The following is a 13,409-nucleotide window of genomic DNA, read 5'->3' on the forward strand; positions in this document are numbered from 1 at the left end:
ACGGACTATAAGAATACCTGATGCCGGTCCGGGGATGAACCGGCTTTATCGCTTAACCAAACAGGTCAGCTGATGATTCACCCTCGGCGTCCGCGGTTGTAATACCGGCAGCAGAGTCCTGTGGCTGTGTTTCTGTAATTGAGGGCGCTGAGGCCTGTTTATCCGCTTCAGGCAGTTGCCATACCTGCTCGGCCGATTCGATTTTCACCACGCCATCAAAACGCTCACAAAGGTAGTTAACCGCCGTATCAAAGTCATCAATTTCACAAAGCATGACACCACCGCGATCTGTCTCAGTAGTAAAGAGGTAACTTTTCATCGACTTTTTCCAACATCTGTTATGGGGAGCATTGCACTACACTTTGCAATCTGACACAAGTCCCGGGAACCGATCTGAAGGAATAACCAGAAATTTTCTTGACGAATTTAAGATCCCGGCCAATACTAAAAATCCCTGCTAATGAAGCACACCTTCAGAAAGCAAAAACACGGGTTGATCTATTAATCTGTGCAGCGAGATAAGGATAGTTGTTGTGATAGACTATTGGAAAGTAGAGCGTTTCAACGGTGGGGATTCCCCTGTAACGTAGTGTAAATTCATCAACATTTATTCATCAATATATTGGGCCACAGACAAGCGTTTGTGGCCCTTTTTTTTACTAAACAGACTCCGAATTTGCAACTTATATTGCTGCCAGATGCCTGCTAACCGGCTTACGGTAGACATAAACGACCAGCATCACCCAAACCAGTACCGGAATCATCAGCGTATTTAGCATCTGCCAGCCCAGAGCCGACTCGAGCCAACCCGAGCTGAACGCTGAAACCGTTACCATGCCAAAGATTAAAAACTCATTTGCCGCCTGACTTTTTGCCTTTTCTGCAGGCAGGTATGCCGAGGTTACCAGTTGAGTGGCACCGATAAACATAAAGTTCCAGCCTACCCCCAGCAACGCTAACGCCGCCCAGAAATGCCACTGACTAACGCCATGCAGGTTTAATGCGATACAAAGTAACATCAGCACCGCTCCAAGCAACATCACCGGCAGCAGCCCAAACCGGCTGATTAGCCGGGGCGTTATAAACGAAGGCAGAAACATTCCCAGCACATGCCACTCGATAACCCAGGCAGATGTATTGAAGTCGAAGCCGCAGCGTGCCATCGCCACCGGCGTAACCGTCATAATCAGATTCATCACGGCATAGCTGACCATGCCGATGGTCGCGGCGACAATAAATACCGGCTGAAGCATTATTTCAAGAACCGGCCGACTGCTCTGTTGGGGCTGGGCCGAACCACCCAGGACCGGTATACGCACAAAAGTGAGCAGTATCAGCGCGGTGATATAGAGGATTAACAAGCCGATAAAAGCCCCGGTAAAGACGCCGTCATCCACCCAGTTGCGACTACTGATCGCCAGATTGGGTCCGATGACGGCAGCCAGTACACCGCCAGCCATGACCAGCGAGATAGCGCTGCTCTTCTGCTCATCAGGACAGGCTTCGATCGCCGCAAAACGATACAGAGTACCGAAGCCAATACCGATACCCAACAAAAAGGTACCGCCACAAAACAGTGAAAAATAGCCCTGCTGCAGGGCAAAAATACAGCACAGGGCGCCCGCTATACCGACGCAGTTTCCCAGATAGAAGCCGTTTTTTCTACCTATCCGGGACATCACCAGAGAAGCCGGAATCGTCGCACACATCAGGCCGACAAACTGCATCGCAACCGGTAGTGTAATCAGCCCTGGCGATGGCGCCAGTTGCTGACCGATCAGTGCATTGACTGAAATAAGCAGCACATTACCGGTTGTCAGCAACGCCTGACAGAGAGACAGCAAAATAACTGTGATATTCATAATTAGCCCGATCGTCCTGATTCGTGTAAAGCTCGTTTGAAAAACCCGCCTAACAAGTTCGCATGCAAAACGCATCGCAACGCTCTTTACAACTTGCTTTAAAGCAAAGTCCCCGGGTACAGCAGTTTAAGGCGGCTTATGCTACGGCTGAGTACATCAGATGCTGCCCTGCAACACCTCTTTATCGATATAGATACCGCCGTCGGCATCCAGCACGCCGCTTTGAATCAACAGATGGCGCACACCCTCATGCTTTAGTGCCGCCTCAAGCGGGTCAAAGGCCCGCCCCAGAAATGGCAGCGACTCCAGACGGCTTCGCTTCCAGCGACAATTGTCGGAGCCTATCCAGCTGATACCACTCAGGCTGAGGCGCAGATTATCGATATATGCCTGCTCATCTCCGGTCATCCAGAGCGCTGTAGCATCGAGATACAGATACTCATCAGCGTTATATTCGAGATACTGCTGCCAGTAATCAAAGTAGCTGGCCCAGTGATTCCCCAGCAGACTCTTAAATCGCTCAACAACGCTCCGATAATGCTGCAGCGCCTCCGCTTTAGCACAGATCAGGGTGGTGTATTCACAGGTTTGCTCACCTTCATAGCTGTACACTTTTTGCAGCTGAAGGTCACTCTCAATAAACAACATCAACCAGCATAAAGGCAGCTGATAACCTGAGCTGGCCAATAGCCGGTTAGCACCATCACTATTGATGCTCGAAGGTAATTCTTTATGACTGTGAAGACTGGTACGCTGAAACATAAAAAATTCCTGTAACACCGATCAGAGCTGGCTTTCGTGTTAAAAACTCAGCAGAGATGAGTGCCTGACTCTGAACAAATGGGGAAACAGAAGCACGCTATAAACAGGTGTGATCTGTGATGGCTGCCATTATAGCGGCTAGTGTTTTAAAAGCATCAGTGAAAGCCGTCTCAGTCCGGCATCACTTCAATCTGCAACCGGTCCTGAGCCCCAATACGGATAATCTGGCCATCCGTCGTGGTAAAGCTACGCTCCTGTAACTCCGACTTATGCACCTGATAATAAGCCGGCTCACTACTCTGGGGCGAACTGAGCGTTATCCTGAGCAGTTGATTACCATCAACCCAGCGATAGACAAAGAATCCCACTGTCAATGTAAACGAAACCAGCAGAAACACTATCGCGATAGCCCTGACCGGCGTCCCGGCAGAGCTGCGCTCTGTGTCTGCTCCTCGGGTCCGTGACTTATTGGCGCTCACCCTGCGCTGCAGATATAGATATGCCACCACGATCACCAGCAGTGTCAGCAATACTTTTGTTACCATCGTCAGGTTAACCTGTGTGCGTCAAAGGTGACTCATTGTCCATAGCCCGGCTTAAACTGCAATACAAAAAGAGCACAGCGGTTAACAAAAGCGCCCATGATAGCGCGCCAAAAACCCTGTTCTGCAGCATACAGCTCTTCCCAATAAAGCCTGCTGATTCAACCCTTTCAGGGCATTGTATAACACCAGCGGCAAATAATGTCTTCGCACTGCAACAAAAACCTGATTTACTAAGTGACTGTCCGAATACTTCATTGAAACAGCACCCAGACTAGGTTAGGGTTTACGCCTATTCCGGTCAACCATGACCCCGCATCAGCCTGGGGCTAATGCGACTGCCCGATAAGCAGCAATGGCGGCATAACCCATTGCAATACAGAGAGGAATTACTAATGGATGAACTGCACGGTTATTACCTGGAAGATCTGGAAGTGGGAATGAGTGCTTCGTACGCCAAAACGATCTCCGAGTCCGATGTCTATATGTTTGCAGGCATTTCCGGAGACAACAATCCGATCCACATCAACAGTGAATACGCGGCAACCACTCAGTTTAAGAACCGGATCGTTCACGGCATGTTTTCAGCTGCGCTGATCTCAACGGTAGCGGGAACCCGGCTACCGGGCCCCGGAGCGATTTATATCGACCAGTCCATTCAGTTCAAAGCTCCGGTTTATATTGGTGACACCGCTAAAGCAACCGGCACCATTGAAGAGATTGATCAAAGGCGCCGCCGGGTCAAAATGCGTACCGATGTTCATGTTGGTGACAAGCTTGTTGCGACCGGCTACGGTATTTTCATGGTTGATAAGCGCAAGGTCTGACCCTCAGCCCAGCCGAATGCCAAAACACTGATGCAAAAGCCCTGATACAAAAAAGCCTGCTGAATATAGCAGGCTTTTTTATCTGTTTGAGAAGCCTCAGCCATTATTCGCAGAGAAATCCAGCATCCGCTGAAGTGGTCGTCGGGCATCATCGATCAGCGACGCATCCACAATAACCTCATCGGTTCCGTGCTCTAATGCCTGCAGCACATTTTCCAGGCCGTTCATCGCCATCCAGGGACAGTGCGCGCAGCTTCGGCAAGTCGCACCCGAACCACCGGTAGGCGCTTCAATAAACTCTTTATCCGGCGCTGCCTGACGCATCTTATAAAAAATAGCGCGATCGGTGGCCACAATAAACTGCTTATTAGGCAGGTCCCGGGCTGCGTTGATGATCTGAGTGGTTGATCCAACCACATCCGCCAGCTCAACCACAGGATCCGGAGATTCAGGATGCACCAGAACGGCAGCATCTGGATAGACTTTTTTAAGATCCAGCAGACGTTGCGCCTTAAACTCTTCATGAACAATACAGGCCGCATCCCACATGAGCATCTCTATACCGGTCTGCTTCTGCACATACTCACCCAGATGCTTATCCGGGGCCCAGATAATCTTCTTACCCTGATCAGCAAGATGCTCAACAACTTTCAGGGCGATGCCGGAGGTAACCACCCAGTCGGCCCGGGCTTTAACGGCAGCCGAGGTATTGGCATAAACAACCACTTCATGATCGGGATGGGCATCGCAAAAGGCGGTAAACTCATCAGCCGGGCAACCGATATCCAGAGAACAGGTTGCTTCAAGTGTTGGCATCAGCACCCGCTTTTCAGGGTTAAGTATCTTAGCGGTTTCCCCCATAAACTTAACGCCGGCAACGATCAGTGTTGTTGCCGGATGGTTATTACCAAAACGGGCCATCTCAAGAGAATCAGAGACACAACCACCGGTTTCATCTGCAAGCTGCTGCAACACTTCATCGGTATAGTAATGCGCCACCAGACAGGCATCCTTCTCTTGAAGAAGCTGCTTGATACGGTTCTTGTACTCTTCCTGTTTTTGCAGATCCAGCGCTCCGGGGAGGTGCTCTTTCGCAAAATGTTCCTGAACCAGAATACGATCTGAAAGCTCTTGTTTATTCAACATTAACAAATATTCTTAATAAGGTAATTAAACGGTAACGGGCTTTAAACCCATATATATTATACCATCACTGCAAACCAGAAATGTGAATTCTCTGCACCGCATAAGTAAAAGTAACTAAAAAAGGAGCCGTCAGGCTCCTTTTTTTAATTATTTCTTATGGGCGAACGAACCGCTACCCGGATCAACAGAGCTATCCGCCAGTGATATAGCGGGTTGGATCGGCAATCCCTGCATCCTCAAAGCCTTTAGCCCTTAATCGACAGCTATCACACACACCACAGGCCCGGCCGTCATCATCTGCCTGATAACAGGAAACGGTCAGACCATAGCTGACTCCCAGACGAGTCCCCTCCCTGATGATCTCTGCTTTAGTCAGATCGATCAGCGGCGTCTCAATCGTCAGGCGCTCACCCTCTACACCGGTTTTAGTCGCCAGGTTTGCCATCTGCTCGAAAGCAGCAATATACTCTGGCCGGCAATCGGGATATCCCGAGTAATCGACCGCATTGACCCCGATAAAAATATGCTGCGCATGAAGCACCTCGGCCCAGGCCAGTGCCAGCGACATAAAGACGGTATTACGCGCAGGCACATAGGTAACCGGAATCCCCTCCTCTTCGTGGTCGGGAACGTCAATGCTGTTATCAGTCAGTGCAGACCCACCAAAATCCTCAAGATGAAGTCGCACCACCCGGTGCTCCTTAACCTTCAGGTCTTCGGCAACTTTTTTCGCGGCTATCAGCTCAGTTTGTGATCGCTGACCATAATCAAAGCTTAATACATAGCAGTTAAAACCACGTTCAACGGCCATCGCCAGCGCCGTAGCGGAATCAAGACCACCGGATAACAATACAACAGCATTGTTGGAGGGAGTACTCATCGTAAAACCTTAAGGAATTTCAGTCGTTATCTTTTCAGGTAATCACGCGCCAGACTGGCGGCTGAACTGTCAGGATAACGTGAGATAGTGTCATTAAACATATCATTTGCTTTAGCCTGATCACCCATCTGATGATAGATCACGCCAAGCTTATAGGAGGCATCTGCAGCCTTTCGGTGTTCGGGAAAGGTTTTAAGGACTTTCTCAAAGGCCGCTTTAGCCGGCTCCAGCTTTTGCTCCGCCAGATTCACTTCGCCCACCCAGTAATATGCGTTCGGTAATCTCGCACTGTCGGGATAAAGCTCAATAAATTTATCGAAAGCATCCAGGGCAGCTGAAAAATCCTTTTGCCGTACCAGACCAAATGCCTGCTGATATGCCTGCGCATCAGTTGCGGTACTGTCTGCAGCCGGTAAAGGCACTGGCAAGCGCTGGGATGAGGTCGGTGTGACCGGAAGCTGATCAGAACCACCCGCGGAAGACTGCTGAGCGGAGCCCGAACCCTGTAGTGCGGAAATTCGCCGATCCAGGTCGCGATAACGATCACGTTGCTGCTGCTCCATCTGACGAATCTGATATTGCTGCTGCTCGACCATTCCTCGCAGAGAACGCACTTCATCCTGCAGCTGCTGTAGCAACATCAGCGTTTCACCGCTGCCGCCACCAAACTGTCCAGAGGGAGTATTAACGGATGAACGGTTTGCAGAGCCATCTTCGATCTGCAGCTCAATCACCGGAACAGGATCTGCCGCCAGAGCACCGGTGCTGAATAGCACCAGTGCCGCGGTAAGGCTATATGCTTTGCGCATTGAAACTAACAACCTGACTGGTGATTAGTATTTCAGTTCTACGCGACGGTTCTGAGCCCATGAACTTTCGTTATGACCCATTACCACCGGCTTCTCTTCACCAAAACTAACCAGCTCAATCTGACTGCTTGAAACACCATTGACCGTCAGGACACGGGCAACTGCCTGCGCACGACGCTCACCCAGAGCCATGTTGTATTCACGGGTACCACGCTCATCGGCGTGACCTTCAAGAACAACAGAAGCGGAAGGGTTAGCTACCAGGTATTTCGCATGGCCACGCAGAGCAGTAACCGCCTCGGGCATAACCTGAGACTTGTCGAAATCGAAATAGAAAATAGTTGCCAGATTCTTAACATCGGCCATAGAAGTGCCGGACATTGAAGAATCAGAAACTGCCTGAGTTGTTGTAGCTGGAGCAGTATCACCACCCATGGTATCAGTATCTGTTGTATTTGTTGTACTACAGCCTGCAGCCCAAACTACGGTCAGAGCCAAAGCAGTCGCTTTGCCAATATTCATAGCACGCATCGAACACTCCTAATTATTTAGCCAATAATGTGCGAATTAAACCTCAATCCTGCCTAAAGTAAAGCTTGCCAGACCTGATTGCAATAGCCGTATGACAATACAACGACTTTTCTAACTAATTGATTTAACTTTGTACCCATGCGCAGTCAACTTGTCACTCAGAGCAGTCACCCCGCGGCAGAAAGCCAGAAAACGCTTACTGAAATGGCGACCAGGCAGGTTCACGAACATCGCCATCCGTTGATGGCAAACGGAACTTAACACGACCGTCAAGCGAAACTGCTGACAACACCCCCCGCACACCTTCCTGTGTTGCGTAAAGGATTATGCTGCCGTTCGGTGCAATGGTCGGCGACTCATCCATAAAGGTTTCCGTCAGCAGATCCACCCGACCGGTACGAAGATCCTGCACCGCGATATGGAATGAACCATTAGTCTGATGCACCATTGCCAGAAAACGTCCATCCTGAGTTAGGCGGCCGCGGGCATTATACCGCCCTTCAAAGGTCAAACGAGTGACATCCCGGGTCGGAAGATAGATTGAATAGATCTGCGGCTGCCCACCACGATCAGAGGTAAAGATCAGCGACTGACCATCCGGAGACCAGGATGGTTCGGTATCGATACCGAAATGATGAGTAATACGGGACAGCCGGCGCTGCTGCAGGTCCAGCACATAGATTTCCGGGTTACCGTCCTTAGAGAGCACTAGTGCCAGCTGCCGGCCATCAGGAGACCAGGCAGGAGCACCATTCAAGCCCCGGAATGACTGCACTTTTTCCCGTTTACCGGTAGCAAGATACTGGATATAGATGGCGGGACGGCCTGACTCAAATGAAACATAGGCCAGCTTACTGCCATCACGGGACCAGGCCGGAGACACTATTGGCTCTTTTGACTCAAGAATAGTGCGCGGATTATGACCATCAGAATCCGCCAGCATCAGGCGATAACGGTACTCAGGCGGCGAAAGCTGCTTAGCTGTTACGTAAACGATACGGGTTGAAAAAGCCCCCCGCACGCCTGTCAGAGCCTCAAATACCTTATCACTGATGTAGTGACCAACCGCCCGCAGGTTATTACGGTTTGCTTTTATCTCCTCACCCAGTATCCGCTCCTCCTTGAGAATATCGTAGAGCTCAAAGGCGACGGTTAACTGGCCATCCGTTTCTTTGATACGACCGATGACAATAAAGTCACTGCCGCTGATGCGCCAGTCACGAAAGAACAGAGAACTGCGATCAGAGGGAAAACTGAGCATGTTTTCCCGCGGCATCATTTTAAACATACCACTGCGATAAAGGTCATCACTGACCACCTTCGCAACGTCCTCTGGCAGTGCCTGAACGCCGCTCCAGGAAAACGGAACCACCGCCACGGGCGTTGGTTCATCGACCCCCTGAGTAATTTCAACAGTCAGTTCAGCCCGGGCAATCAGACTGAAAACAAACAAACAAACAAACAAGACAATACGCTGCATTACTGATTACCTGCGAAGATCTGACGGTTTATATTCAAGTGTTAACTTCCTAAAATTCCGGTCAAACAATACCGGGTCCATTTTTTGCAGTTCAGTGAACTGTCCAACCCGCTTAACCGCGCGGATAGCACTATCATCAAAATGGCTCTCACCACTGCTTTGCACCACATAAACATTATCAACCTCACCGGTAGGCAGCAGATGAAGTGACAGGACAACTTTCATACCATTACGGGCGCTGGGAGGGCGGCTCCAGTTATTCTCAATTTCGGAAGCGATATATTCCAGATAGCCTGCGGTCGCCTGCTGCTCGGCCAGTGCCTGCATCTCACTCTCTTCAGCGGCCAGTGCGGCCGCCAGCTCAGCCTCCCGACGCTTCTGATCCTGCTGTTCACGCTCAAGACGCTGCGCCTCCCTTTTACGTTCCGCTTGTTTCTCAGCTTCGGCTTTACGACGGGCATCTTCCTGCTGTTTTTTCTTCAACGCTTCCTGTTTGACTGCCTCGGCCTTCTTCCGGGCGGCTTCTTTCTTCAGAGCTTCCTGCTTAAGCGCTTCTTTCTTAAGGATATCAGCCTTCTTTTTCGCCTCGGCTTTGCGCTTTGCATCAGCCTGCTTTCGCTCTTCCGCTTTCTTCTTGGCCTGAGCCTGCTTCAGGGCCTCTTGCTTACGAGCTTCTTCCTTACGAGCCTCTTCCTTACGGGCTTTTTCTTTAAGCGCATCTTCTTTACGCGCGGCCTGTTTACGCGCTTCCTCTTTACGCTTCGCTTCAGCCTGCTTTTCCTGCTGCTGGGACTTTAACTGAGACTTGAGATCAACTATCTGCGCCTTTACATGCCGTGGCACAAGATGCTTCTCGTCTTCGGCATAACCGAACCAACTATAAAAAAGTGCACTAAGAATGACTGAATGGAGAATCAGTGCCAGTAGCGCCGGGAACAGGTAACTTCGAAAATTCACAATCACACTACTCAGTTACCAGCCCGACACTTTCCGCACCGGCCTGCTGTAACAACGTCATCAGCTGAATAACATGGTCATAGTCAACGCCCTTATCACCCCGCACCAATAGCAACTTCTTCGGATTGCTATTCAGGACTTTGGTGACCCGGTCCGCTACAACCTCTCCGGTAATCGCTTCGAGTGGATCACCACCGACATCAATATAGTAGTGCCCCTCTTTATCTACGGTAACAATCAACGGCTCACTATCCTGAGTATCAACCGGATCAGACCCCGCTTTGGGCAGCTGAACATCAACTCCTTGCGTCAGCATCGGCGCAGTAATCATGAAGATGACCAGCAGTACCATCATCACATCGATGTAAGGTACTACATTGATCTCAGCATTCAGCTTGCGTTTTTTTTTCACTCTGCGAATCATAATACCAGCCTGTTACAGATCAGTTTGAAGTGTGTACACGACGATGTAATACACTGGAAAATTCATCTGCAAAGGTTTCATAACTATTCATCAGCGTTTCTGTCTTTGCCGAAAAACGGTTATACGCAATGACAGCAGGGATCGCGGCGAACAGGCCGATTGCTGTCGCAATCAGCGCTTCGGAAATACCCGGCGCAACCGAAGCCAGTGTTGCCTGATGCACATTTGCCAGCCCACGAAATGAGTTCATTATCCCCCATACGGTACCAAACAGGCCTACATAGGGACTGGTTGAACCCACCGTCGCCAGAAAAGGCAGGTGCAACTCAAGCTTTTCCTCCTCACGGGCCAGAGCTACACGCATACTGCGCTGCGCACCATCCATAATGGCATCCCGATCGGCGCCCGACTGCTGACTGAGTCGACTGAACTCTTTAAGTCCTGCGCGGAAAATATTTTCAGCTCCGTTGCCACTATCCGGATCAGCGTTTACCTCCCGGAACAGCAGACTGAGATCTACACCCGACCAGAAGCGATCTTCAAAAGCCCTTAATTTACGCTGCGCCTGTCGCAAGACAAAATGACGCTGAAAAATCATAACCCAGGAAAGCACTGATGCCAGCAGTAACAAAAGCATTACCAATTGGACAACAAAACTGGCATTAACCACCAGACTCCAGATCGACATTTTATCCGGCACGTTTATAACCTCTTCTGTAAAAAACTAAAAACTGGTTCTGATAGTAGCGAGATCAGCGTTCAAAATCTGCTCTTTTTCCGACAAAAAATCATATTCTCCCCCGGATTCGATACTTTATATACAGCTTGATAAACAGCACCTGAACAGCTGCCGACGGTTGGATGACAGAAGTCTATAAAAGTTCAACAAAAGTGATCGAAGCGAAACAAAAAAGCCGCCTGAAGAAGGCGGCTGAGAAAAACCCAAATTAACTCAGAAGCAGGATGCGCTGCCACGGGTCCGATGCAGCTCATCTCTCGACTGACAGCCAACACATAAAACTGCTGCGGGGTTAGCCATCAGACGATTCAACTCAATCACTTCACCGCATTGTTCGCAGCATCCATAGTGCCCGCTCTCAATCCGCTGCAGGGCATTCTGACATTCACGAATCTCTTCCTCCAGCTGTTTTATATGCGACAAGCTGGTCAGATTATGACCGGTTACTGCCGCAGCTTCAGAACGATCCAGCACCTCAGTGCAGTTTAGCTGGCGAAGCTCCTCTTGTTGATCGCTCTGTTCCGCTTGCAGATCCGCCTGTAACTGCTCATGGAGGATCAGCAATTCATTCTTGAGACCTTTTAGTTGCGACTGATTCAGGCAACAGAGTTTCATAGTGTTCATACTTTAGCGCCCTAAACATTATTGTTTTATGTCTACAGACTAAAAGTTAAACCTATAATTAAAATTCTGCTTTGATTTAAGTCAGTTATGCGTGGCTGATCAGTTTTCTATTGATCCCGATCAGGCAAATCAATACCAAAATGTCGATATGCGTTATCTGTGACTACCCGCCCTCTTGGCGTACGCATCATAAACCCCTGCTGAATGAGGTAAGGCTCAAGCACATCTTCGATGGTATCCCGCTCCTCACTAATCGCCGCCGCCAGACTATCAACGCCCACCGGTCCTCCGCCAAATTTTTCAATCATCGCCAGCAAAAGCCTGCGATCCATATGATCAAAACCATGCTCATCGACATTGAGCATATTCAACGCAAGGTCAGCCATCTCCAGCGATATCCGTCCGTCGCCTTTCACTTCCGCATAATCCCTGGCCCGGCGCAGCAACCGGTTAGCTATCCGCGGGGTTCCCCGGGAGCGGCGGGCAATCTCGATTGCGCCCTCACGATCCACACCACTTCCTGACAATCGTGCCGAGCGCTCCACAATTGAAGTAAGATCATCAATATTGTAAAACTCCAGCCGCTGAACAATACCAAAGCGATCACGCAACGGAGAGGTCAACAACCCCGCCCGGGTGGTTGCCCCGACCAGCGTAAAGGGGGGCAGCTCGAGTTTGATGGAACGGGCCGCAGGCCCCTCACCAATCATGATATCCAGCTGGTAGTCCTCCATCGCCGGATAGAGAACCTCCTCCACCGATGCACTCAATCGATGTATTTCATCGATAAACAGCACATCCCCTGGTTCCAGATTGGTCAGCATTGCCGCCAGATCTCCCGCTTTCTCAAGCACCGGACCAGACGTTGTTTTTATATCACAGCCCATCTCATGGGCAATAATATTGGCAAGGGTGGTTTTCCCCAGCCCGGGTGGTCCGAAGATCAGCGTATGATCGAGCGCTTCCTGTCGCTTTCTCGCAGCACCGATGAAAATTTCCATCTGTTCCTTTACGACCGGCTGACCAACATAATCCTGCAATGATTTTGGCCGGATAGCCCGATCCTGAACCTCTTCCTGAGGTGCAGTGACAACAGGAGAGATAAAGCGATCCGCTTCGATCATAGTCTGTACCCTATCACTTTCATTCAGTTATCACCCCTGCACCATACTTTTCAGCGCCGCACGAATAAGCTCTTCACTGGATGCCCCCGGCTGGCCTTTTTCTGCCTGAGCAATCGACTTGGTTGCCTGCACCGGTTTATACCCCAGCGCAACCAGCGCACTTTCCGCTTCTGCCCGGTTATCAGTTGCCGGACCACTGGTGACCGGCCCAAGCCCATCAGTGAGTGTGAACTCATCAATATCACTAAAGTGGAAATCCTGCAGTTTATCCTTCATCTCGACAATAAGTCTTTCCGCAGTTTTTTTACCCACACCAGGCAAACGCACCAGCGCCGCAGTATCCTGATGCTGCACAGACTGGACAAACTCATTCACACTGATACCCGACAATATAGTCAGGGCCAGCTTAGGCCCCACCCCATTGATCTTTATCAGGGTACGAAACAGAGAGCGCTCGGTTCGGTCATAAAAACCGTACAGAAGCTGAGCATCCTCCCGCACCACCATATGGGTATACAGTGTTACCTGCCGTCCGACTTCGGGTAACTGGTAAAAAGTATTCATCGAAGCATCGACTTCATAGCCGACGCCGCTCACATCAATAACCAGCTGCGGCGGATGTTTTTCCAGTAACTCGCCTCTCAGTCGTCCTATCACGGCCCTTTTACTCCAGATTAGCCCCTGAATCACAGGGCTTACAAT

At 50.1% G+C, this 13,409-nt stretch carries 16 protein-coding genes; 1 reads left to right on the forward strand and 15 read right to left on the reverse strand.

The features are described from left to right. Window positions 1-52: 52 nt before the first annotated feature. The 4 genes from KDX31_10455 to KDX31_10470 all read right to left on the reverse strand — a co-directional run bounded on the left by KDX31_10455 (window position 53) and on the right by KDX31_10470 (window position 3,169). Window positions 53-319 (reverse strand): hypothetical protein, encoded by a 267-nt coding sequence (locus KDX31_10455; protein ID UTW01798.1) that lies wholly within the window; start codon window positions 317-319, stop codon window positions 53-55. Window positions 320-683: 364 nt separating this feature from the next. After that, window positions 684-1,862, reverse strand: a complete 1,179-nt coding sequence (locus tag KDX31_10460) for an MFS transporter (protein ID UTW01799.1) — start codon at window positions 1,860-1,862, stop codon at window positions 684-686. Window positions 1,863-2,018: 156 nt separating this feature from the next. Next, complete coding sequence (locus KDX31_10465) at window positions 2,019-2,624, reverse strand: hypothetical protein (GenBank protein ID UTW01800.1); 606 nt, start codon at window positions 2,622-2,624, stop codon at window positions 2,019-2,021. Window positions 2,625-2,794: 170 nt separating this feature from the next. After that, complete coding sequence (locus tag KDX31_10470; protein ID UTW01801.1) at window positions 2,795-3,169, reverse strand: hypothetical protein; 375 nt, start codon at window positions 3,167-3,169, stop codon at window positions 2,795-2,797. Between the two features lie 392 nt (window positions 3,170-3,561). Between KDX31_10470 and KDX31_10475 the strand changes: the two genes are divergently transcribed. Next, a complete protein-coding gene (locus KDX31_10475; protein ID UTW01802.1) occupies window positions 3,562-3,993 on the forward strand; it encodes a MaoC family dehydratase in 432 nt (143 codons plus the stop codon). A gap of 96 nt (window positions 3,994-4,089) precedes the next feature. Here the strand turns inward: KDX31_10475 and nadA are convergent, their stop codons facing one another. From nadA to ruvA, 11 genes are all read right to left on the reverse strand, one after another. After that, window positions 4,090-5,139 carry a quinolinate synthase NadA gene (nadA, locus tag KDX31_10480; protein ID UTW01803.1) on the reverse strand — a complete coding sequence of 350 codons (1,050 nt, stop codon included), beginning with the start codon at window positions 5,137-5,139 and terminating at the stop codon, window positions 4,090-4,092. Between the two features lie 190 nt (window positions 5,140-5,329). Continuing rightward, entirely contained in the window at window positions 5,330-6,019 is a 690-nt protein-coding gene (gene queC / locus KDX31_10485; GenBank protein ID UTW01804.1) for a 7-cyano-7-deazaguanine synthase QueC, read from the reverse strand. A gap of 26 nt (window positions 6,020-6,045) precedes the next feature. Next, complete coding sequence (ybgF, locus tag KDX31_10490; GenBank protein ID UTW01805.1) at window positions 6,046-6,828, reverse strand: tol-pal system protein YbgF; 783 nt, start codon at window positions 6,826-6,828, stop codon at window positions 6,046-6,048. A gap of 24 nt (window positions 6,829-6,852) precedes the next feature. Beyond that, a complete protein-coding gene (gene pal, locus KDX31_10495) occupies window positions 6,853-7,359 on the reverse strand; it encodes a peptidoglycan-associated lipoprotein Pal (protein ID UTW01806.1) in 507 nt (168 codons plus the stop codon). 196 nt (window positions 7,360-7,555) lie between these two features. After that, window positions 7,556-8,839 carry a Tol-Pal system protein TolB gene (tolB, locus tag KDX31_10500; protein ID UTW01807.1) on the reverse strand — a complete coding sequence of 428 codons (1,284 nt, stop codon included), beginning with the start codon at window positions 8,837-8,839 and terminating at the stop codon, window positions 7,556-7,558. A gap of 6 nt (window positions 8,840-8,845) precedes the next feature. Further along, window positions 8,846-9,796 carry a cell envelope integrity protein TolA gene (tolA, locus tag KDX31_10505; protein UTW01808.1) on the reverse strand — a complete coding sequence of 317 codons (951 nt, stop codon included), beginning with the start codon at window positions 9,794-9,796 and terminating at the stop codon, window positions 8,846-8,848. Between the two features lie 7 nt (window positions 9,797-9,803). Continuing rightward, entirely contained in the window at window positions 9,804-10,220 is a 417-nt protein-coding gene (tolR, locus tag KDX31_10510) for a protein TolR (GenBank protein UTW01809.1), read from the reverse strand. Between the two features lie 19 nt (window positions 10,221-10,239). Next, window positions 10,240-10,920 (reverse strand): protein TolQ, encoded by a 681-nt coding sequence (gene tolQ / locus KDX31_10515; GenBank protein ID UTW01810.1) that lies wholly within the window; start codon window positions 10,918-10,920, stop codon window positions 10,240-10,242. Between the two features lie 252 nt (window positions 10,921-11,172). Then, window positions 11,173-11,583, reverse strand: a complete 411-nt coding sequence (locus tag KDX31_10520) for a TraR/DksA C4-type zinc finger protein (GenBank protein ID UTW01811.1) — start codon at window positions 11,581-11,583, stop codon at window positions 11,173-11,175. A gap of 107 nt (window positions 11,584-11,690) precedes the next feature. Further along, complete coding sequence (gene ruvB / locus KDX31_10525) at window positions 11,691-12,707, reverse strand: Holliday junction branch migration DNA helicase RuvB (protein ID UTW01812.1); 1,017 nt, start codon at window positions 12,705-12,707, stop codon at window positions 11,691-11,693. Between the two features lie 30 nt (window positions 12,708-12,737). Continuing rightward, window positions 12,738-13,364, reverse strand: coding sequence for a Holliday junction branch migration protein RuvA (ruvA, locus tag KDX31_10530; GenBank protein ID UTW01813.1), 627 nt, complete (start codon window positions 13,362-13,364; stop codon window positions 12,738-12,740). Window positions 13,365-13,409 lie beyond the last annotated feature (45 nt).

Source organism: Amphritea atlantica, assembly GCA_024397875.1.
GTDB lineage: Bacteria > Pseudomonadota > Gammaproteobacteria > Pseudomonadales > Balneatricaceae > Amphritea > Amphritea atlantica_B.

What these genes read in the sequence shown, in the direction of transcription:
- ruvB (UTW01812.1), bottom strand. Translation starts at nt 12,707, where the DNA reads ATGATCGAAGCGGATCGCTTTATCTCTCCTGTTGTCACTGCACCTCAG.
- pal (UTW01806.1), bottom strand. Translation starts at nt 7,359, where the DNA reads ATGCGTGCTATGAATATTGGCAAAGCGACTGCTTTGGCTCTGACCGTA.
- tolR (UTW01809.1), bottom strand. Translation starts at nt 10,220, where the DNA reads ATGATTCGCAGAGTGAAAAAAAAACGCAAGCTGAATGCTGAGATCAAT.
- ybgF (UTW01805.1), bottom strand. Translation starts at nt 6,828, where the DNA reads ATGCGCAAAGCATATAGCCTTACCGCGGCACTGGTGCTATTCAGCACC.
- KDX31_10460 (UTW01799.1), bottom strand. Translation starts at nt 1,862, where the DNA reads ATGAATATCACAGTTATTTTGCTGTCTCTCTGTCAGGCGTTGCTGACA.
- KDX31_10470 (UTW01801.1), bottom strand. Translation starts at nt 3,169, where the DNA reads ATGGTAACAAAAGTATTGCTGACACTGCTGGTGATCGTGGTGGCATAT.
- tolB (UTW01807.1), bottom strand. Translation starts at nt 8,839, where the DNA reads ATGCAGCGTATTGTCTTGTTTGTTTGTTTGTTTGTTTTCAGTCTGATT.
- queC (UTW01804.1), bottom strand. Translation starts at nt 6,019, where the DNA reads ATGAGTACTCCCTCCAACAATGCTGTTGTATTGTTATCCGGTGGTCTT.
- KDX31_10455 (UTW01798.1), bottom strand. Translation starts at nt 319, where the DNA reads ATGAAAAGTTACCTCTTTACTACTGAGACAGATCGCGGTGGTGTCATG.
- KDX31_10465 (UTW01800.1), bottom strand. Translation starts at nt 2,624, where the DNA reads ATGTTTCAGCGTACCAGTCTTCACAGTCATAAAGAATTACCTTCGAGC.
- KDX31_10475 (UTW01802.1), top strand. Translation starts at nt 3,562, where the DNA reads ATGGATGAACTGCACGGTTATTACCTGGAAGATCTGGAAGTGGGAATG.
- KDX31_10520 (UTW01811.1), bottom strand. Translation starts at nt 11,583, where the DNA reads ATGAACACTATGAAACTCTGTTGCCTGAATCAGTCGCAACTAAAAGGT.
- nadA (UTW01803.1), bottom strand. Translation starts at nt 5,139, where the DNA reads ATGTTGAATAAACAAGAGCTTTCAGATCGTATTCTGGTTCAGGAACAT.